Raw genomic sequence first — 20,845 nt, 5'->3', positions numbered from 1 at the left:
CCGGAAAATCTTTATTGATTTTCCGGTTTCTTGTTATTTTATGGAACTGATTTTGACAGGGAACAAAAAAATGAGGGTATTTGATTCTCAAGCGTAATGCTTAATGTTAAAATAAATTTGATTCAAATGATTTGGAGGATTGTTGAGAATATGAAAACGAAATTATTCATTCTTTTTAGTTTTGTCAGTTTGTTGTCGCTGTCCGGCTGTGCCAGCTGGATCGACAGAGGGGAATCGATTACAGCAGTTGGTTCTTCAGCGCTGCAGCCCTTGGTAGAAACCGCCAGTGAAGCATACCAAAGTGAATATCCTGGGAGATTCATCAATGTTCAGGGCGGCGGAAGCGGCACGGGATTGAGTCAGGTACAAGCCGGTGCTGTGGAAATCGGGAATTCCGATTTGTTTGCTGAAGAAAAGAAAGGGATCGACGCTTCTAAGCTTGTTGACCATAAGGTTGCTGTGGCTGGAATCACTCCGATTGTAAATAAAGGCGTCGGCGTGACAGATATTTCCCTGGAAAATCTGAGAAAAATATTTCTTGGAGAAATCACCAATTGGAGCGAAGTTGGTGGAAAAGATATCAAGATCGTTATCCTGAACAGAGCATCAGGTAGTGGGACACGAGCAACCTTTGAAAAGTGGGTTCTTGATGGACAAACGGCCATTCGAGCGCAGGAGCAGGACTCTAGCGGAATGGTGCGTTCTATCGTTTCTGATACGCCCGGTGCAATCAGCTACACTGCTTTTTCTTATGTCAGTGATGATGTTGCAACATTGAATGTAGATGGTGTAGAGCCTACAGATGAGAACGTAACAACCAATGAGTGGAAAATCTGGTCGTATGAGCATATGTATACCTTGGGAGAGCCGAAAGAGCTGACAAAAGACTTTTTGGAGTATATGCTGTCAGAAAGTGTACAGGGAGAAATCGTTGAACAACTAGGCTATATTCCTGTATCAAAAATGAAAATAGAGCGCGATTGGGAAGGGAACCTAATCAACTAGCAGCGCCTTTACACAAAATTTACAAACTTAACGCAACATTTACATGTTATTAAACGCAAATTGAAATTTAAAGCGTAGACTTATACCTATCTGAATTATTGCTCAAGGAGGAGTTTTTTTTGGAAGATGTGCAAAAGCAATTACTGACAAAATCGAAACGGGCAAAAATGGAGCAAAGAGGGAAAATGATCAGTTTTTTCTGTATCGGCCTGATTGTTCTGGTTGTCCTTTCCATTTTCTACTTTGTAGCCAGCAAGGGCCTGGCGACATTTTTTGTAGATAAGATAAATGTGTTCGATTTTCTATTTGGTACGGACTGGAATCCGAGTCAAACCGGATCGAATGGCAAGCCGTTGGTCGGCGCTCTGCCGATGATCACTGGTTCATTTATTGTTACGTTTTTATCTGCAATTGTGGCAACACCATTTGCAATCGGTGCTGCAGTTTTTATGACAGAGATTTCACCTAAAAAGGGATCAAAGATTTTGCAGCCGGTTATTGAGCTGCTTGTGGGTATCCCATCCGTTGTTTATGGATTTATTGGTTTGACTGTTATTGTGCCTTTTGTTCGTTCGATTTTCGGCGGCACAGGATTTGGGATACTTGCAGGAACGTTTGTCTTGTTCGTTATGATCCTGCCAACAGTGACGACGATGACCGTTGATGCATTGAAATCTGTTCCAAGGCATTATAGAGAAGCGTCTTTGGCTTTAGGTGCTACACGCTGGCAAACAATTTACAAGGTTGTTCTCAGAGCAGCTGTTCCCGGGATTTTAACAGCTGTGGTGTTTGGGATGGCTAGAGCATTTGGCGAGGCATTGGCAATCCAGATGGTTATCGGTAATGCAGCAGTGATGCCTACAGGAATGACAACTCCTGCCTCTACGCTGACAAGTATCTTGACAATGGGAATCGGAAATACAATTATGGGTACTGTTGAAAATAATGTCCTATGGTCTCTGGCATTGATCCTATTAATGATGTCTCTACTATTTAATATTGCGATTCGACTCATTGGTAAGAAAGGGGCGCTGAAGTAATGAATGCTAAAAAAGCAGATAAAATAGCTACAGGTGTCCTCTATACAGCATCTGGTGTGATCGTTCTGATTTTGGCAGCTCTGCTGAGTTATATCTTATTACGAGGGATTCCGCATATCTCATGGGATTTCCTGACAAAACCTTCTAAAGCCTATCAAGCTGGCGGAGGAATCGGTATTCAACTATTCAACTCGATCTACCTGCTCTTTATCACAATGATCATCAGTTTACCGATTTCATTAGGTGCTGGTATTTATCTATCGGAGTATGCGAAGAAGAACTGGCTGACCGATGTTATTCGAACATCAATTGAGATTTTGAGCTCACTCCCTTCTGTAGTTGTCGGTTTGTTTGGTTTCTTGATTTTTGTTGTACAGATTGGTTACGGCTTTTCAATTATTTCCGGAGCACTGGCATTGACGTTTTTCAACCTGCCGCTGCTGACAAGAAATGTAGAAGAATCATTGAAAGCTGTTCACTATACACAACGGGAAGCCGGACTTGCCCTAGGGCTGTCACGGTGGGAAACCGTGAAGAAGGTCATCATACCGGAAGCGATGCCGGGAATTTTAACTGGAGTTATTTTGAGCTCCGGACGGATCTTTGGTGAAGCAGCTGCATTGATTTATACAGCTGGACAAAGTGCGCCGGCGCTAGATTTCAGTAACTGGAATCCATTAAGTGTTTCCAGCCCAATCAGCATCTTTAGACAGGCAGAAACTTTGGCTGTTCATATTTGGAAAGTAAATACCGAAGGTACGATGCCGGATGGCCCGGCAGTATCAGCAGGTGCTTCTGCTGTTCTGATCATCGTGGTTCTTCTATTCAATTTTGGTGCCCGTTTCATTGGGAACCGACTGCATAAGCGATTGACATCAGCCTAACGTTAGGGGAAGACAAATGAAAGAATATAATTTGGATGAAACAAACATTATACAACTAGATCCCGAACAAACACCAGTTGCGTTGTATACAGAAGATCTACATGTCTGGTACGGAGACAACGAAGCGATCAAGGGAGTTGATTTACAGTTTGAGAAGAGTAAAATCACTGCACTGATTGGTCCTTCCGGCTGCGGCAAATCAACGTATCTTCGTTCACTGAATCGAATGAATGACGGAATAGCTAATACTAAAATAACCGGTAAAATCATGTACAAGGGTGTAGACGTTAACACGAAGGAAGTCGATGTCTATGAGATGCGTAAACGTATCGGCATGGTTTTCCAACGACCAAATCCTTTCAGTAAGTCAATTTATGAAAATATTACTTTTGCTTTGAAACAGCATGGGGAAAAGGATAAACATAAATTAGATGAACTTGTAGAGACTAGCTTGAAGCAGGCGGCATTATGGGATCAGGTCAAGGATAATCTGAACAAAAGCGCTCTTGCTCTTTCAGGAGGACAACAGCAGCGTTTATGTATTGCTAGAGCAATTGCAATGAAGCCGGATATTCTGCTTTTAGATGAGCCTGCCAGTGCGTTGGACCCTATCTCAACAGGGAAAGTGGAAGAAACTCTGGTTAGCTTGAAAGACGATTATACAATCATCATCGTAACGCATAATATGCAGCAGGCAGCACGTATCAGTGACCATACAGCATTTTTCTACTTAGGAAAAGTGATCGAATACGACGAAACACGTAAAATCTTTACACGACCAAAAATACAGGCGACAGAAGATTATGTTTCCGGGCATTTTGGTTAGGAGGAAAAAGATGACAAAAGAAATTATTTCATCAAAGGATTTGCATCTATACTATGGAAAGAAAGAAGCATTGAAGGGAATCGACCTCTCCATCAATCAAGGCGAGATCACTGCGATGATCGGTCCTTCCGGTTGTGGGAAATCGACCTATCTTCGTTCGTTGAACCGAATGAATGATTTGATTCCGGGCGTGACGATCACGGGAAGCGTGATGTATAAAGGTAAGGACATATACAGTCCTAAAACAGATACTGTAGAACTGCGTAAAGAAATCGGGATGGTATTCCAACAGCCAAATCCGTTTCCGTTCTCTGTCTATGAAAATGTGATATATGGTTTACGGCTAAAGGGAGAAAAGGACAAGCAGGTACTTGATGAAGTGGTCGAAACAAGTCTGAAGGCTGCCTCAGTCTGGGAGGATGTTAAGGATAAGCTGCATAAAAGCGCGCTGTCCCTATCAGGAGGGCAACAGCAGCGGGTTTGTATCGCCAGAGTATTGGCTGTCAATCCGGAAATTATTTTATTGGATGAGCCGACGAGCGCTTTAGATCCCGTTTCCAGTGGGAAAATAGAGAATATGCTGTTGACCTTGAAGGAACAATACACCATGATCATGGTTACACATAATATGTCGCAAGCATCACGTATATCTGATAAAACAGCTTTCTTTTTGCAAGGAGAGCTGATAGAATTTAATGATACGAAGAAAATCTTTTTGAATCCGAAGAAGCAGGAAACAGAGGACTATATTTCCGGAAAATTTGGATAAAGTTTCGATACTCACAGCTGCCTGAACAGATATACATTCACTGAATAGCTTTTTTAACGAGTATCAGTAGATTGATAAATAACTTCATATTAAAAGATAATAGGAGGAAGGTACATGTTGCGTAGTCAATTTGAAGAAGAATTACTGAATCTGCACAATCAATTTTATGAAATGGGAATGATGGTAAGTAACGCGGTTCATAAATCTGTTCGTGCATATATCGATCATGACAAGCATATTGCAAATGAAGTGATTGAGCGAGATACAGAAATCAATGATATGGAAGTGAAGCTTGAAAAGAAAAGCTTTGAGATGATTGCTTTACAGCAGCCTGTAACGACAGATTTGCGTATGATCATCACTGTAATGAAAGCCAGCTCTGACTTGGAGCGTATGGCTGACCATGCAGTGTCTATCTCCAAATCAACGATTCGCTTGAAAGGTGAGACTAGAATCCCGGAAATAGAAAAAGAAATTTCTGATATGTCTGACTATGTAAAGAAAATGGTGGACAATGTTTTGATCGCTTATGTAAAAACAGACGAAAAAGATGCACGTATGATTGCAAAAATGGATAATCGGGTCAATGAATATTTCAACAGCATTTATTCAAACTCCATTGAAAGCATGAAATCAAATTCAGAGACGGTCATCAGCGGGACAGACTATCTTCACGTAGCAACGTATTTAGAACGAATCGGCGACTATGTGACAAATATCTGTGAATGGATCGTTTACCTGGCAACAGGAAAGATCACCGAATTGAATACCAATCACGAAGAATAGAAACAAAGAAGAAAAGATAAAATCGATAACAGCCGATTTTATCTTTTCTTTTTTATTATTGAAAAAAGTCTTTAGTTGACGAAAAGGGGAATACTAACTAAGATAAAGGCAGAAAAGTCGATTTTTTAAAGGCTGTCCTTGAGAAGGAGGCAAAATTCATTCTTAAGTCCTATGACAAAAAACGAAAAAGAAGGCATAATAATACATGTAAGGAAAACACCTTAGGGTGAAAAATTTGCTAAGGAGGCAATTTCCATGAAAGAAAGAGAACGAGTATTGGATTTAGTAAAAAAAGGAATCCTGACATCGGAGGAAGCCTTGGTCCTATTAGAAAATCTGGCAACTGAAAAAGATGAAAAACAAATCAAAAAGGCTGCCGATGAAGTAGATGTAACAACGACAACTGTTGATTCAAAAGAAAAAGATGCGGTAGCAGACCTAGTAGATGAGTTGGAAGCACACGAAAAAACGGTAAATATAGAAAAGAGTGCTGCTGATTCATTCGAAGAGCAAGCAAAGGAAAGCTCAGAAGCGGATCGTAAGAATCTTGAAAAAATTCTGGATGATTTAGCAACTAAAGCCAATCATACCTCTGTTGAACTGGATGAAATCAATGCAGAAATCGCAGGCATCAAGGAAGAGATCAAGGATACACAGGAAGCACTGATGGAGCTGAATACCAAAGAAGAATTGGATGAGCTTTCAGAAGAAGAGCTGAAAACAAGAGCTGCATTGGAAGAAGAGCTTAAAACATTAGAAGACTCTCTTGCAGATCAAAATCAGGAAAAAGTTGCATTAGAAGCAGAATTGAAAAACATTCGCAAAGAACAGTGGTCAGAAACAAAGGATCATGTCACTTCTAAATTCGATATTCCAGATGACTGGAAAGATCAAGCAACAGATACACTGAATCAAGTAGGCGAAAAGATGAGCGAAGCCGGCTCACAATTGGGTTCATTCCTGAAGAAGACATTCAACACATTTACTGACACAGTGAATGACAATGTAGAATGGAAAGATATCAACTTCAGAGTACCTGGTGTAGCAACAACAAAATTCGATCATGAATTCAACTATCCAGATGTAGAAGCAAGCTTGATCGATGTAAAAGTAGCAAACGGAAACATTGTTTTCAAAACTTGGGATAAAGAAGATTTGAAAGTTGAAGGAAAAATCAAACTTTACGGCAAGATGGATGCAGATACACCATTAGAAGCATTCCTTGAAAGAAGTCAAATCGATGTTGATGAAGAAGTCATCTCATTCCAAATCCCGAATAAACGTGTGAGAGCAGACCTAGTATTTTACTTACCTGCACGTACATATGACCATGTATCAGTGAAATTACTGAATGGAAATATCAGTGTAGAAGAGTTGAAGGCAAAAGATGTCTATACAAAATCAACAAACGGTTCTATCACTTTTAATTCAATCGATGCAACAATGCTTGAGGTTGAAGGCGTGAACGGCGACATCAAAATCATCAAAGGAAACATTCTTGACAATGTAATTGAAACGGTCAATGGTACAGTGACTGTGCTGGCAACGCCTCAAAACATGTCAGTATCTTTGATCAATGGAGATGTAAGAATCACTGCGAAAGAAGATACATTAAGAAAAATCGAAGCAAGCTCTGTAAATGGAAATGTGAAGATCGCATTACCTGAAACAATTGGAGCTGAAGGTACAGTTAAAACTAGCTTAGGAAGTATCAACAGTCGTCTGTCAGATTATGAAGTGATTCGCGAGAAAAAAGATCGCACCAATCAGCTGCTTCAATTCAGACGTATGAATGATGAAAACATGGCTCAGGTCAATGCATCTACAACAACAGGAAACATTTATTTAAAAGACACAGATAAATAAATGGTAGATAAATGATCGAAGCAGTTATCAGAGCAGAGGAGCTTTCTCCTCTCTCTGATTAAAGAAAAAATATCGAGGGTAAGAGGTGAAATAACATGAGAAAAAGATTGACAAAATCTCCTAATAACATAGTGTTGACCGGATCATTAGCCGGTATTGCAGAATGGCTGGGTATCGATCCAACAATTGTACGTGTTCTGTTTGTGATCATCAGCTTCTTTTCAGCAGCATTCCCTGGTTTACTAGTATACATCATCTTGGCAATGGTCATGCCTTCTGGACGCAGTAACAGAAGAAACCATAACCCATATGAAAACTACAATAGAAATACCAGAAATGAGAACCCATATAAAGAACAGCAAAGAAAAACTGCTGAAAAAGTGGACGATGATGACTGGAGTGACTTTTAATGACCTACTTTCAACGGCTGGTCGTTAATACATTGACATTCGTTTCTCTGGCAGTCATTTTTCCAGATATGATTTTTGTGAAAAGTCTTGGGATTGCCATTATAGCAGCGTTTGTTCTCTCTGTACTGAACATGCTTGTAAAACCTATTCTAACAATCTTATCTTTACCCCTCACGTTAATAACCTTTGGCTTATTCAGTTTTGTGGTAAATGCGATGATTTTAAGACTGACCTCCTTCTTTGTAGGAGAGATGAATTTTGGGTTTTCCAGCTTTTGGGCAGCGGTTTTGATGGCTGTAATCATGTCTTTAGTGAATGCAGTAGTCAGTGAACATAACTTGAATAAAGAAAAAGAATAGGTAGGCAGCCGGAGGAATCCGGTCTGCCTGCCTATTTCTTTAGTGAAAGCAGTTGATAGTCATCTACCTTCTGCAAGTAAATATAAAGAATATTGATAAAATCGATCTGCTCCTTTGAAAAGGTATCGAACGCCTCAATTTTATCTGGGATCAGCTTACGTGAAAGTTTGGTCAGTTCCCGTTTATTCTTAGTTTTGAGTCCGGGAAATTCTTTCTCGGCAGTAATCAATCCTTGGTAAATCAGGTAGCACTTTTTCCCTGCATCTGTTGGGAGCCACAAGGCATGCCATTCTCTTTGACTGAGAGGGTGTAGGAGGAGCTGTGCATGCTTTTTGAAGAAATACTGAATCAACGTCCAGTCATCTCGCCATTGGGCAGCCTGGATGAAGCGCAGCTGTTCTGAAAATTCCAGCATTTTTCTTTCTATACGGCCTTCTACCAATTGAGAATGTCCGCTGAAGGCAGCCAGCAGCTCTTCTATTATTGTTTCGGTGTTCTCTGGATCTGCAGGTTGATCATATAGCTGCTGCCATAATTTATTGGGCTTGAGCCCGTATAACTTTTCAAGGATTTCCTTGATTTCCGGCAGTCTTCGATAGCTTGTATAGGGACCAAAGGAATAGTCTTCTTCAGGAAGAGGTGTGACGGATAGATGCACTGCGCCATTCTCAGTGGAAATATTCATATAATTATAGCGTTCAAAAGCATTCATTTGGCGGTTGTACATCGGACGATGCTTTTGGATCAGTCGACATTCCAGCAGCAGAGCATCCAGCTCAGTATTAGTATGAATAACATCAAAATGATCCAGATGAAGGAGCATACGTTTGACTTTGGTGGAATGGCTTTTGTTGTTGATAAAATAACTGCTGACACGTTCCTTCAGCTTCTTGGCTTTCCCTATATAAAGAATCGTTCCTGACTTATCCCGCATAAGATAAACGCCGGGAGACAGCGGAAGTGATCGGGCCTTCATTTTTAGATTTTCATTCATTTGTCTCACACTCGGTTTCTATAAAATCATCATAAGTATACAATGAACAACAAAATAGTCAAGAAGAGGATATATACAAGAAGGAAAAAGGAATAAATGTAGAAACTTACTGCTTGAAATGATAAAATAAAGCGGAGACAGGAAAGGAATGAGTCAGGGGTTATGTCAGAAACAGTGAAAATACGTCAATTGGTGGAAAAGCTTTCTCTGGAAACCGTATTCGCCACAGAAGAAGCATTAGATAAAGAAATCACAACAGGAGATATTTCTCGTCCTGGTTTAGAGCTGACGGGTTATTTCAGCTACTATTCCCATGATCGGCTGCAGCTGTTTGGGAATAAGGAGATGACATTTGCTGAGCGGATGATTCCAGAGGAACGTTTACTGGTTATGCGTCGCATGTGCTCAGATGATACACCTGCATTTATTATTTCACGTGGACTGGATGTTCCGGAAGAAATGATTCAAGCAGCAAAGGAAAAGAATTTAGCGATTTTACGCTCACCAATCTCAACTTCTCGTTTATTGGGCGAACTATCCAGCTATTTGGATGATCAGTTGGCTACTCGTACCAGTGTTCATGGGGTATTGGTAGACGTATATGGACTAGGTGTCTTGATTCAAGGAGACAGCGGTATAGGCAAAAGCGAAACTGCGCTTGAATTGATTCAAAGAGGGCATCGTCTAATTGCAGATGATCGTGTTGACGTCCATCAACAAGATGAGTTGACCTTGATCGGTGAACCGCCTAAAATTTTACAACATTTGATAGAAATCCGAGGAATAGGTATTATAGATGTAATGAACCTTTTTGGTGCAAGTGCGGTACGAGGTTCGATGCAGGTTCAATTAGTTGTCTATTTGGAAGCTTGGGCAAAGGATAAGCAATATGACCGATTAGGCAGCGATGATGCTGTGATTGAAATCGGGAATGTTGATGTGCCGCAAATTCGTATCCCTGTAAAAACAGGTCGGAATGTAGCAATCATCATTGAAGTTGCAGCGATGAACTTCCGTGCTAAAAGTATGGGGTACGATGCAACACTAGAGTTCGAAAATAGATTGACACAATTAATTGAAGAAAATTCAGGAATGTAGGTGGAGTAGTCATGCTGGCTCAAATTAGCCCAATTGCTTTTCAAGTGTTCGGGATTGCGGTGTATTGGTATGCAGTAATCATTGTTTCGGGGATTATTTTAGCTGTGTGGCTAAGTAGTAAAGAAGCTGTGCGAGTTGGTCTGAAATCAGATGATGTCGTGGATTTCATGATTTGGGGATTACCAAGTGCGATCATAGGCGCTAGGTTGTATTATGTTGCCTTTGAGTGGCAGGACTACATTGAGAATCCGCTGGATATCTTTATGACCAGAAATGGCGGTTTGGCTATTTACGGTGGCTTAATTGGCGGCGGAATCGCTTTGTTACTTTTCACAAGACATCATTTTATTTCTACATGGACATTTTTAGATATCGCTGCGCCAAGTGTTATTCTAGCACAAGGGATTGGCCGCTGGGGCAATTTTATGAACCATGAGGCGTATGGTCCGGATACCACAAGAAGCTTTTTAGAGAGTCTTCACTTGCCGAATTTCATCATCGACAATATGAAAATCGATGATATCTATCGGCAGCCGACCTTTTTGTATGAATCCGCTTGGAATTTACTGGGGTTCATCGTGTTAGTCCTTCTTCGTAAGAAAGAAAACTTTCTAAAAGAAGGAGAAGTTTTTCTGCTTTACATCATCTGGTATTCGTTTGGACGCTTTTTCATCGAAGGAATGCGTACAGACAGTTTATATGTTTTCGGCATGATCCGCGTGTCACAGCTGCTTTCGATTGTTCTGTTCATTGGAGCAATAGCTGTACTGCTTATTCGAAGAAGAAATCCGAAGCTGGCTTTTTACAACAGAAATCAGAAGCGGGTAGAAGCAAAATAAAACAACATAGCTGAGAAATAAATGAATGCATTTATTTTAGGAGGAGAAACATATAATGAAACAAAAAATAGCTGTTTTAGGTCCCGGTTCTTGGGGCACTGCATTAGCACAGGTTTTAGCTGAAAATGGACATGACGTACGTATCTGGGGAAATGTAGCAGAGCAGATCGATGAGATCAATCAATTTCATACCAACAAACGTTATCTTCCGGATTTAGTACTACCAGAATCCATTAGAGGAACAAAAACAATGGAAGAATGTATCGATCAAGTTGATGCGGTTCTTTTTGTGGTTCCTACAAAGGCCATGCGTCCGGTAGCAAAAGAGTTTGCTGCATTATGCAAAAATCAGCCGTTGATCATTCATGCCTCTAAAGGCTTAGAGCAAGGATCACACAAGCGTATTTCAGAAGTTTTGATGGAAGAAATTCCGGCAGAAAAACGCAAAGGTGTTGTTGTTCTGTCTGGCCCGAGTCACGCAGAAGAAGTGGCTGTTCATGACATCACGACAATCACTGCAGCCAGCGAAGTACTGGAGAATGCAGAGTATGTACAGGATCTATTTATGAATAATTATTTCAGAATTTACACAAATGAAGATGTTATTGGTGTTGAAACTGGTGCAGCGCTGAAAAATATCATTGCTTTAGGGGCTGGTGCCATTCACGGATTGGGCTTTGGCGATAACGCTAAGGCTGCAATCATGACTCGGGGCTTGGCTGAAATCAGCCGTCTTGGTGTTGCAATGGGAGCCAATCCACTAACTTTTATTGGTTTAAGTGGTGTCGGAGATCTTATTGTGACGTGTACCAGCGTTCATTCCCGCAACTGGAGAGCTGGAAATCTCTTGGGCGAAGGTCATGACCTGGATGAAGTTTTGGAAAACATGGGCATGATCGTTGAAGGTGTGTCAACTACGAAAGCGGCATATGAGCTGGCTGAGCAGATGAACATTGAGATGCCAATCACTGAAGCAATTTATCAAGTACTTTATGAGAAAAAAGATGTCAAGCAGGCAGCAAAAGACATCATGCTAAGAGATGGGAAGACAGAAAATGAATTCTAAAGGAGAAAAGGCAATGAAAGTAAAAAAAGCGATAATCCCAGCAGCGGGATTAGGAACGAGATTCCTTCCGGCAACGAAGGCGATGGCAAAGGAAATGCTGCCGATCGTTGATAAACCAACTATCCAGTTTATTGTAGAAGAGGCTTTGGCATCCGGGATTGAAGATATCCTGATTGTTACTGGAAAAGCAAAACGTCCGATAGAGGATCATTTTGATGCGAATATCGAGTTGGAAACGAACTTGAAAGAAAAACATAAAACAGAATTATTGAAGCTTGTGGAGGAAACAACAGATGTAAATCTTCACTTCATTCGTCAGTCTCATCCAAAAGGCTTGGGACATGCAGTATTGCAGGCGAAGGCTTTTGTAGGGAATGAACCGTTTATCGTGATGTTGGGCGACGATATCATGGAAGATAAAATCCCACTTTCAAAGCAATTGATTAATGATTATGAAGAAACCCATGCAGCAACACTTGCAGTAATGAAGGTTCCGCACGAAGAGACATCAAAATATGGAATCATCAATCCTGAAACGGAAGTCAGCAAAGGCCTCTACAATGTGAAGAGTTTCGTGGAGAAACCAAATCCGGAAGATGCACCAAGTGATTTAGCGATCATCGGACGCTACCTTCTGACACCGGAAATTTTCCATATTCTGGAAAACCAAGAGCCGGGAGCTGGTGGAGAAATCCAGCTGACCGATGCAATTGATACATTGAATAAGACACAGCGTGTATTCGCAAGAACTTTTACTGGAAAACGATTTGATGTCGGTGATAAATTCGGCTTTATGAAAACAAGTATTGAATATGGTCTGACTCATCCAGAGGTTAAAGATAACCTGAAAGCATACTTGATTGAGCTCGGCCAACAGTTGCTTAAAGAGCAGGAACAAGCAAAGAAATAAGCAGAACAGTTAGTTGAACTGGCATCTTTTATGGTGTAGGACTGGAACATAACGGATGCCAGTCCTTTTTGTTTACATACATTTTTAAGTTATTTTTGTAGAGTGAATGGTTGGAAATTGGTATAATATAGAAGTAGTAGGAACACTGAATCATTTGTAGAATTGAAGATCAAATGTTATTCTAATTAAAATGGATGTTGAGAGGAGAAATGATATGACGGGTGGAGAAATTGCAGGCTTGATTGCGGCGTCCGCATTCGCAGTATTGGTTATATTTATTGCCATTGTTTTATGGAAAATTTCTAAGACAGTCGATCAAGTGACTAAGACAGTTGACGAAGCAAATAAGACGATTTCGGTGGTTACAAATGATGTTGATATTTTATCAAGACAAGTAGAGGGACTTCTTGTAAAGAGTAATGATTTGCTTAATGACGTCAACCAGAAGGTGGCAACGATCGATCCATTGTTCCAGGCAGTGGCTGATTTGAGTGATAGTGTTTCTGAGCTGAATCATTCCAGTAAAAATCTGGTCAGTAAGATTGGTTCAGCAGGGAAAGCGACTTCGAAAGCCGGAGTAGTAGGAAAAGTCGGTGGAGCTGCTTTTCGAGCAATGCGTTCAAAAAAATAATCATCACATAAACGATATGGAGGAATGATCAAATGGCAAAGAAGAGCAGATTTCTATTAGGAGCAGTAATCGGCGGAACAGCCGCAGCAGTTGCAGCTTTGTTATTGGCGCCAAAATCTGGCAAGGAACTAAGAAAGGATCTGGCGGAACAAGCAGATCAACTAAAGGATAAGGCATCTGATTATACAGAATATGCGAAAGAGAAGGGTGATGAGCTGTCCTCTATTGCAAAAGATAAAGCAGACTCTTTAGGCGGACAGGCAAGCGGCTTAGCTGGAAATATCAAGGAACGTTCTAAAGGTTCCTTTGATCGAGCACAGGACGTTTCAGGCTCTGTACTTGATACCTTGAGAAAACAGACAGATGATCTTTCCAGTCGTTTCAAGAAAACCAAAAATGAACTAGCTGACGAGATGGCTGATTTTGGCGATATAGCAGAAGAAACCTCTGACGATATCTATATTGATGTGAAGGATTCTGCTGAAAAGGCAAAAGAAATCGTTTCAGAAGGAAAGACAGAAGCAAAAGCAGCTACTGCTGATGTACCTGATAAAGTAGAAGAAGCAAAAGAAGATATTAAAGATGCAGCGGATAAAGTTGCGAAATAAGTAAAATAAATAGATGACTGAAACTCTGGTTTCAGTCATCTATTTGTATACCCGATAATTCCTATCCAAGAAACTGTAATTCTTTGGTAGTTTTAGTAAAAGCCTCACAGCCGTTATCCGTTACATGGACACAATCCTCGATACGTACACCAACTTTTCCTGGAATATAAATACCAGGCTCCATTGAAAAGCACATCCCTTTTTCAATGACCAAATCATTCCCTGTAATCAATGATGGGAATTCATGAACCGTTGTCCCGATCCCATGTCCCAATCGATGATTGAAGTATTCACCATAACCGGTCTTTTCAATCACTGAGCGGGCAATCTGATCCAGCTCACCTGCTGTTATACCGGGCTTAACGGCTGCTGTAGCGGCTAGTTGAGCCTCAAGGACAATCGCATAGATTTCTTTCTGGAAGGCTGTAGGCTCTTGATAAGCAACTGTTCGAGTCACATCACTACAATAGCCTTTCCAAATAACACCCAAGTCAAATAATACAAGGTCGCCGGAAGCGACGGTTGCAGCTCCTGGGGTCCCATGAGGGCTAGCCGCATTTTTACCAGTCAATACAAGCGTGCTGAAGCTCATAGAACGAACTCCTTTACGTTTTAGCTGATACTCGATCTCTGCAATGATCTCCTGTTCTGCAGCACCTTCTGTCACAGCCTGAAAACCAATTTCCAGTGCGACGTCAGCCCAGTTTCCAGCTTCCAGTAACAGACTGATTTCAGCGTCTGTCTTAATTAGTTGAAGTCTTTCCACAACAGGAGTTGCATTTGTTGCTAAATCGGCCTCTGGGAAGTAGAAGCGCAGTTCTTCAAAGCGTGCAACTGAGAGAAATTCTTTTTCAGTGGCGATTCTTTTAGGCTGTCCATTTTTCTGGATGATTTGAGCAATTTTTTCCCATGGGTTTTCTCCATCCATGTAACCGTAGACTGGATAGCTCCAAGTACTGTTTGCGGCGTCTTCGGTTTCAAGGGCCGGAGTAAATAAGAAGGGTTCTGCCTCTAAAGAAATGAATAGCGCCAGTACACGTTCATGGGGATCACTTTCATAACCGGAAAAATAAGCAATATGATGAGGATCGCTGATGTAGGTAAGGTCGATTTTTTCTTCTGCCATCCATTGTTTCAATTCATTGATTTTTTGTTGATTCATAGGTATCCTTCTTTCTCAGAGTTTCTGTAAATTTGCTTTATTTATCATACCATGAAAAGAAGATTTTTTCCTTTTGAAAATAGAAATGCTAAATTTCATGAAAATGGCATAAAAACGGTTGCAAAATAAATTTAACTCTGATATTCTAGATAAGAAATGTAAATGAAGTTTTCTGAAAATGGAAACAAATATAAATTCTAGGAGAAAAAATCATGGAAAAACAAACGATTACAATTTATGATGTTGCTCGTGAAGCAGATGTATCTATGGCAACCGTTTCCCGCGTAGTGAATGGTAATCCTAATGTCAAACCAGCAACCAGAAAAAAAGTGCTGGAAGTTATTGACCGTCTGGATTATCGACCAAATGCTGTAGCTAGAGGTCTGGCAAGTAAAAAGACGACAACAGTTGGAGTTATTATTCCCGATGTCAGTAATATCTTTTTCTCTTCATTGGCAAGAGGGATCGATGATGTTGCAACAATGTATAAATACAATATTATTTTGGCGAATTCTGACGGTAATGACCAGAAGGAAGTCAATGTACTGAATAATCTGCTTGCGAAACAGGTAGACGGAATCATTTTCATGGGACACCATATCACAGATGAAATTCGCGGTGAGTTTTCACGTTCGAAAACACCAGTTGTTCTGGCTGGATCTATTGATCCTGATGAGCAGGTAGGTAGTGTAAATATTGATTATAGCGCTGCAACAAAGGATGCAACAGATATCCTTGCTAAAAACGGCAATAAGAAAATTGCTTTTGTCAGTGGTGCGCTGATCGATCCAATCAATGGCAAGAATAGAATGAGCGGCTATAAAGCAGCACTCTCTGAAAATGGATTGACTTACAGTGAAGGTTTGATTTTTGAAGCGGAATACCGATTCAAAGATGGAATCAATCTGGCAGAACGTATTCGCAACAGCGGTGCAACAGCAGCTGTAGTAACAGACGATGAGCTGGCTATCGGCTTATTGGACGGCATGCTTGATGCTGGAGTCAAGGTACCGGAAGAATTTGAAATCATCACAAGCAATAACTCTTTGCTGACAGATGTCGCTCGTCCAAAACTTTCAAGTGTTACACAACCGTTGTATGATATCGGTGCAGTAGCAATGCGTCTTTTGACAAAACTGATGAATAAAGAAGAGATTGAAGATAAAACAGTCATTCTTCCTTATGGGATTGATAAAAAAGGCTCAACAAAATAATTAACAAAATAGTAGAGTGGGGTAGCAATCAGGTCCCACTTTTTTTGTATGCTGCTCTTGCAAGATCAGCATACTGAAAATGAGAATGTTTCTGCCATGAATGCTTCTACTAGGCGCAACGCAAAAACACCTAATAAATGATTTGTTGGCTCTATATAAATGGGATTGATGAAAGTAGAAATATTTTTCTCAGTCTCATGTTCATTTTTATATAAAAAAACATATCGTTTTCTGGTAGGATTAAGTTACCACACAAAATCTAACAGGAAGGAACGATACACTATGCTTCATGATATCAAAAAAATGCTGCGAACTATAGATAAAAATATAATTATTTTATCTGTTTCCGAACAAAAATTAAGCGCAGGATAAACACTGGTCATAAAAGCCAAGCTTTCCCTTTGTCTCACGCGTTGCCCACATTGTGCTTGTGCAGAAGATCCCCTCACGGGGAATTGGCACCGATTAAAAATGATACGAAAACTTGCTGGATTCGGTTTGATTCCTTTAATCATTTACCTCTCGTTATGGAATTGACGAAGCAACGCCATGTCTGTCAATCTTGTAGGCGTTATTGGGCAGTTCAATCCTATTTTTTTGTTAATGCCAAGTTCATCAATGATTACTTTCATATTGTCTAACATCTGACATCTGATTCGGATATTTAACACGTTTCATATCAAAATATGACTCACCTAAAGCGGGTAAATCAACATATCGCAACCAATAAATTGAAAAGCGATTAGCGATTTATTTTGAAAAACTGTCAATCATTTGATAATGAGTCGAAAAAAGAAAGAAATCTAATTTATTACTAGATCTCTTTCCATTGACAATTATTTAATAAATATAGTAACGACTATTGATTACTGGATTATAAGTAGAAAAATAACCAGCGTATGCCATACTCCCGAATTGAGGTTTACTAACTGCCGGAGCATATACCCATGAAGCGTTTGCTGGAACATATATTGATTCATGGGCGTAACTACCCCCAATTACTTGATATGTGAAATTAAAGGAATCCTTTTCTGCTCTGACACCAAAAAATGGATTTGCTACAGTATCCTTAAATGCAAAGCGCATTCCACTATATTGCCAACCAGATCCAGTAAAAGTATTTGACCGGTATTCACTAGTTAAATATTTTATATTCCATATACCTGGAATTGTTGCAACTCTGGGTGCTATTTTAGGTGTTTCTGGTTCCTTGACTTCTAAAGTACTTGCAGAACTTGTCTCTAAAAACGCTTGAACCATTATATCTTCAGTAATTATTTCTGTATCCTCTTCAGCTAAAGCATTCTCTAAAGCGGTTACAAATTCAGTTGAGCCTTCCTTTGTCAATATTCCTTTTGAAATTGGATTATAAACCATCCCTTCTCCTTCTTCAATGGAATTCTTCATTTCTTCCAAAGAAGCAGCTTCACTTTGAGTTCCAAATAGAGATACTGTAGCTCCTAATACCAACAAACTCAATGAAATCCTAACCATTTTTTTCATCTTAAATACCTCCTAAAATATTTTTATTACCAAATAAAATATATCATATGCTTTGCATTTTTACAATGTTAATCTCACAATGTGTTTTGCAATATACTTATTAAAAGGAAAATACATATTAATGAGTATTGTTTATCTGGCCTGTAATCAAATCAAAAAATGACAAGATAGAAAAAAAGCACCTATAAAATGCATTCAGCCATTTCACAGGTGCTTCTTTGTTTATGACAATCTATTACTCTGAAGGAACAGGTTCAATATTACCTTGCGGCGGTGTCTCCTCCTGATTGTCACTATTGTTGTCATTGTTATTGTCAGTATCATTACTGTTATTATCTTCACTAGGTGTTTCATCAATATTGTTGTCCGTATCACTGTTGTTGTCATTGTTTGCATTTCCGCCGACATTTCCAGTGTTACTGTTTGAATTAGCATCTGTATTCGTGTTTTCAGAAGCAGAAGAGCCGCTTGAGTCAGATGTTTTATTCGTAGAAAGATACTTGCTCCAGTAAGATTGATAGGTAGCATCTGTTCCACCATAGCCAAATTTATACTGACTATCAGCTGGTCCGTTTTTAGCAAAGTAGGAAACCACTGTACCACTGGAAATACTGTAACGTATATTGTTGAAGGTAAAGCTGCCTTCTTTGTCGCCTGTCAGCTTAGATACACTTGCTTGGATCACATCATCTGATAAGGTAAAACGTTCCTCTGCATTGAAGAGGTCCGGTCTGACTGTATAGATGGCACTTGTCAGATAAGCTAAATACGTACTATTTTGGATTCCGCTGTTTGAACTCATCACACTATTTTCGTCGTATCCGCTCCATGAGCTGATTGTGAGACTTGGTGTAGAGACCACTAACCAGGCATCTCTGTAATCAGTGGTTGTACCAGTTTTTCCGACAAAATCGACACTTGCCAGTTGAGGGTTCAAGCCGGCAATCACATCCTTGAAAGGAGTGGTGATTTTCGAATCAAGTACAGAGCGCATCAAATCATTCATGATTGATGCAGTTGCCGTAGAATACACTTGTACGGGCGCTTCTTGATGTTGATAGATCACATTGCCATCGTTATCAGTGATTTTTTCGATCATATATCCTTTTTGATAGACACCGCCATTGGCCAGTGCCTGAAAGCCATTTGTTTGTGTATAAACAGAAGTTTCTACCGATCCTAATGGCGCGGATTCATACGACCAACCGTCATCAGCAGGATAGTTCATCTTACTTAAGTAGTTGTTATAAGAGAAATTGGCATCGCCCATCTGTTCCTTCATTGCTTCATTCAGGTGATAAACAGGGATATTATAGGACCATTCAAGTGAAGTCCGTACCGTATCAAAGGTGTTTGTCCCATCGTTTGTCGCATTGCCTAATGGTTCATTAGTTTTGTATTTTGTCGGATAGTTTGCCAATCGACTTTCTGATCCAATCATCCCCTGATCGATTGCCGGACCATAAACAGAAATCGGCTTGATTGTTGATCCTACCTGACGCTCTGTGTCAAAGGCGTGATTGTTTTGGTTGATATCATAGTTTCGACCAGCCACAAACCCGATGATTTTTCCGGTTCTGTTATCCATTAAGATATTTCCGGTTTCTACAGAAGCCGCAGCGTAACCGTCGTCTAACAGGTAGCCGTAATTTGCAACAGCCTCTTGCATCGTATTGTAAACGGTCGGATCGATCGTTGATTCGATTGTATAGCCGCGGTTTTCAATTTGGCGGCGTGCTTGCTCTTCATATTGATCAAGACCAACTTGGTCTAACTCAGCCTTATTGACGCCGGCTTTTTCAATATTCATATCCATGATTACATCAACTGCCTGATTTAGGACAGTATAGTAAAGGAAGCCCTCGGTTGTTGTGTTCGCCTGCTCTGTTGGTAGAAAATCTTGTGCAAGATCATAACTCTTTGCAGCCTCATACTCTTCTTTAGTAATCAATTTCTCCCGATACATATTGAAGAGAACATCATCCTTACGCTTCAGACCGGCAGAGATATCTTCTTTTAGTTCGCCTGTATTCAGGTAAGGGGTGTAAACGATTGGGCTTTGAGGCAGACCGGCAATAAAGGCTGCTTGCGGCAAGGTCAGGTCGTTGGCACTTTTTCCAAATAAACCTTTTGCCGCTTCCTCAACTCCCGCGATATTTTCCCCTTTATTGTTCCTTCCGAATGGTGAAACATTCAAATAGGTTGTTAGTATTTCATCTTTACTGAAATAATTTTCAATACGCAGGGCAAGCAGGATTTCATTTGCTTTTCGCTTGAAGGTTGTTTCATCGGTAAGAATCTGTTGTTTTACCAGCTGTTGCGTCAGTGTTGAACCACCTGAGGAACCGCCGATACCGCCAACATCAGAAAGCAATGCACGGATCAATGCTTTAGGAACGACACCATCATGTTCCTCAAAGTACTCATCCTCTGTAGCGATCACTGCATTTTTCAAAAGCTGAGAAATGTGTTCTCCGTCTACACGTGTCCGGATCAAATCAGATTTGACAGCTGAAATTGTCGAACCATCAGCATACGTCATTTTTGAAACCTCTGTGATGTCGCTGATTTCTCTTTCCAGTTCCTCTTTGGTAGGAGGATCTGTTCCTTCTACTAAAGAAGCGAAGTAGCCCATACCAACGCCCAGACCTAAAGATCCGCCTAAAATAAGTGCAATAACAGCAAAAAGCACGAGAGACTTCAATACTCGAACGATTACATTCAATGTAAGAACCGTCGTCTTTTTGTTGAGTAATTTATGAGAATCTTGTTTCTTTTGATTCGAATTTTGTTGATTGTCCAAAAACTTCACCTCAGTATATCAATTCGTATATTCCGTGATATTATAGCAAAAAAAACGAGTAATGAACAGTTG

The 20,845-nt window shown here is 40.2% G+C and carries 20 protein-coding genes; 16 read left to right on the top strand and 4 right to left on the bottom strand.

The window, feature by feature from the left end; genetic code table 11:
• Positions 1-150: 150 nt before the first annotated feature.
• The 9 genes from I6N96_RS01525 (at position 151) to I6N96_RS01485 (ending at position 7,945) form a co-directional block, all read left to right on the top strand.
• A complete protein-coding gene (locus tag I6N96_RS01525; RefSeq protein ID WP_209555735.1) occupies positions 151-1,005 on the top strand; it encodes a phosphate ABC transporter substrate-binding protein PstS in 855 nt (284 codons plus the stop codon).
• Positions 1,006-1,124: 119 nt separating this feature from the next.
• Complete coding sequence (gene pstC, locus I6N96_RS01520; RefSeq protein ID WP_209555734.1) at positions 1,125-2,045, top strand: phosphate ABC transporter permease subunit PstC; 921 nt, start codon at positions 1,125-1,127, stop codon at positions 2,043-2,045.
• On the top strand, positions 2,045-2,929 hold the full coding sequence (gene pstA, locus I6N96_RS01515) for a phosphate ABC transporter permease PstA (protein ID WP_209555733.1): 885 nt from the start codon (positions 2,045-2,047) through the stop codon (positions 2,927-2,929). The genes pstC and pstA overlap by 1 nt, the downstream gene beginning before the upstream one ends.
• 16 nt (positions 2,930-2,945) lie before the next feature.
• Entirely contained in the window at positions 2,946-3,755 is an 810-nt protein-coding gene (gene pstB, locus I6N96_RS01510) for a phosphate ABC transporter ATP-binding protein PstB (RefSeq protein ID WP_209555732.1), read from the top strand.
• 10 nt (positions 3,756-3,765) lie between these two features.
• Positions 3,766-4,524: a phosphate ABC transporter ATP-binding protein PstB gene (pstB, locus tag I6N96_RS01505; RefSeq protein ID WP_209555731.1), complete on the top strand. Its 759-nt coding sequence runs from the start codon at positions 3,766-3,768 to the stop codon at positions 4,522-4,524.
• Positions 4,525-4,638: 114 nt separating this feature from the next.
• Entirely contained in the window at positions 4,639-5,310 is a 672-nt protein-coding gene (gene phoU / locus I6N96_RS01500) for a phosphate signaling complex protein PhoU (protein ID WP_209555730.1), read from the top strand.
• 255 nt (positions 5,311-5,565) lie between these two features.
• A complete protein-coding gene (gene liaX, locus I6N96_RS01495) occupies positions 5,566-7,176 on the top strand; it encodes a daptomycin-sensing surface protein LiaX (RefSeq protein WP_209555729.1) in 1,611 nt (536 codons plus the stop codon).
• A 95-nt stretch (positions 7,177-7,271) separates the two neighbouring features.
• Positions 7,272-7,586 carry a PspC domain-containing protein gene (locus I6N96_RS01490; RefSeq protein WP_209555728.1) on the top strand — a complete coding sequence of 105 codons (315 nt, stop codon included), beginning with the start codon at positions 7,272-7,274 and terminating at the stop codon, positions 7,584-7,586.
• Positions 7,586-7,945, top strand: a complete 360-nt coding sequence (locus I6N96_RS01485; protein ID WP_209555727.1) for a phage holin family protein — start codon at positions 7,586-7,588, stop codon at positions 7,943-7,945. Before I6N96_RS01490 ends, I6N96_RS01485 begins: the two co-directional genes overlap by 1 nt.
• A gap of 31 nt (positions 7,946-7,976) precedes the next feature.
• On the opposite strand, the gene I6N96_RS01480 is transcribed toward I6N96_RS01485, so the two are convergent.
• The gene (locus I6N96_RS01480) at positions 7,977-8,921 is read right to left on the bottom strand and encodes a GIY-YIG nuclease family protein (RefSeq protein ID WP_209555726.1); all 945 of its coding nucleotides are present in this window, start codon (positions 8,919-8,921) and stop codon (positions 7,977-7,979) included.
• 180 nt (positions 8,922-9,101) lie between these two features.
• Here I6N96_RS01480 and hprK point away from each other — a divergent pair, with 180 nt between their 5' ends.
• From hprK to I6N96_RS01450, 6 genes are all read left to right on the top strand, one after another.
• Positions 9,102-10,037 carry an HPr(Ser) kinase/phosphatase gene (gene hprK, locus I6N96_RS01475; RefSeq protein ID WP_209555725.1) on the top strand — a complete coding sequence of 312 codons (936 nt, stop codon included), beginning with the start codon at positions 9,102-9,104 and terminating at the stop codon, positions 10,035-10,037.
• An 11-nt stretch (positions 10,038-10,048) separates the two neighbouring features.
• The gene (gene lgt, locus I6N96_RS01470; RefSeq protein ID WP_209555724.1) at positions 10,049-10,876 is read left to right on the top strand and encodes a prolipoprotein diacylglyceryl transferase; all 828 of its coding nucleotides are present in this window, start codon (positions 10,049-10,051) and stop codon (positions 10,874-10,876) included.
• Between the two features lie 55 nt (positions 10,877-10,931).
• Complete coding sequence (locus I6N96_RS01465) at positions 10,932-11,942, top strand: NAD(P)H-dependent glycerol-3-phosphate dehydrogenase (protein WP_209555723.1); 1,011 nt, start codon at positions 10,932-10,934, stop codon at positions 11,940-11,942.
• Between the two features lie 13 nt (positions 11,943-11,955).
• The gene (gene galU, locus I6N96_RS01460) at positions 11,956-12,852 is read left to right on the top strand and encodes a UTP--glucose-1-phosphate uridylyltransferase GalU (protein ID WP_209555722.1); all 897 of its coding nucleotides are present in this window, start codon (positions 11,956-11,958) and stop codon (positions 12,850-12,852) included.
• A gap of 214 nt (positions 12,853-13,066) precedes the next feature.
• Positions 13,067-13,483 carry a DUF948 domain-containing protein gene (locus tag I6N96_RS01455; RefSeq protein ID WP_209555721.1) on the top strand — a complete coding sequence of 139 codons (417 nt, stop codon included), beginning with the start codon at positions 13,067-13,069 and terminating at the stop codon, positions 13,481-13,483.
• Positions 13,484-13,515: 32 nt separating this feature from the next.
• Positions 13,516-14,091 carry a YtxH domain-containing protein gene (locus I6N96_RS01450; protein ID WP_209555720.1) on the top strand — a complete coding sequence of 192 codons (576 nt, stop codon included), beginning with the start codon at positions 13,516-13,518 and terminating at the stop codon, positions 14,089-14,091.
• 61 nt (positions 14,092-14,152) lie between these two features.
• On the opposite strand, the gene I6N96_RS01445 is transcribed toward I6N96_RS01450, so the two are convergent.
• Positions 14,153-15,253, bottom strand: a complete 1,101-nt coding sequence (locus tag I6N96_RS01445; RefSeq protein WP_209555719.1) for a M24 family metallopeptidase — start codon at positions 15,251-15,253, stop codon at positions 14,153-14,155.
• A gap of 212 nt (positions 15,254-15,465) precedes the next feature.
• Here I6N96_RS01445 and ccpA point away from each other — a divergent pair, with 212 nt between their 5' ends.
• Positions 15,466-16,467, top strand: coding sequence for a catabolite control protein A (gene ccpA / locus I6N96_RS01440; RefSeq protein ID WP_209555718.1), 1,002 nt, complete (start codon positions 15,466-15,468; stop codon positions 16,465-16,467).
• Between the two features lie 840 nt (positions 16,468-17,307).
• Here the strand turns inward: ccpA and I6N96_RS01435 are convergent.
• Positions 17,308-17,970: a hypothetical protein gene (locus tag I6N96_RS01435; protein WP_209555717.1), complete on the bottom strand. Its 663-nt coding sequence runs from the start codon at positions 17,968-17,970 to the stop codon at positions 17,308-17,310.
• A 235-nt stretch (positions 17,971-18,205) separates the two neighbouring features.
• The gene (locus I6N96_RS01430; protein ID WP_209555716.1) at positions 18,206-20,773 is read right to left on the bottom strand and encodes a transglycosylase domain-containing protein; all 2,568 of its coding nucleotides are present in this window, start codon (positions 20,771-20,773) and stop codon (positions 18,206-18,208) included.
• Positions 20,774-20,845: the final 72 nt, after the last annotated feature.

It is taken from the genome of Enterococcus larvae, assembly GCF_017830045.1.
Classification (GTDB): Bacteria; Bacillota; Bacilli; order Lactobacillales; family Enterococcaceae; genus Enterococcus_L; species Enterococcus_L larvae.
The sequence above is the reverse complement of the archived record's forward strand: the minus strand, read 5'-3'. Positions and strand labels throughout refer to the sequence as shown.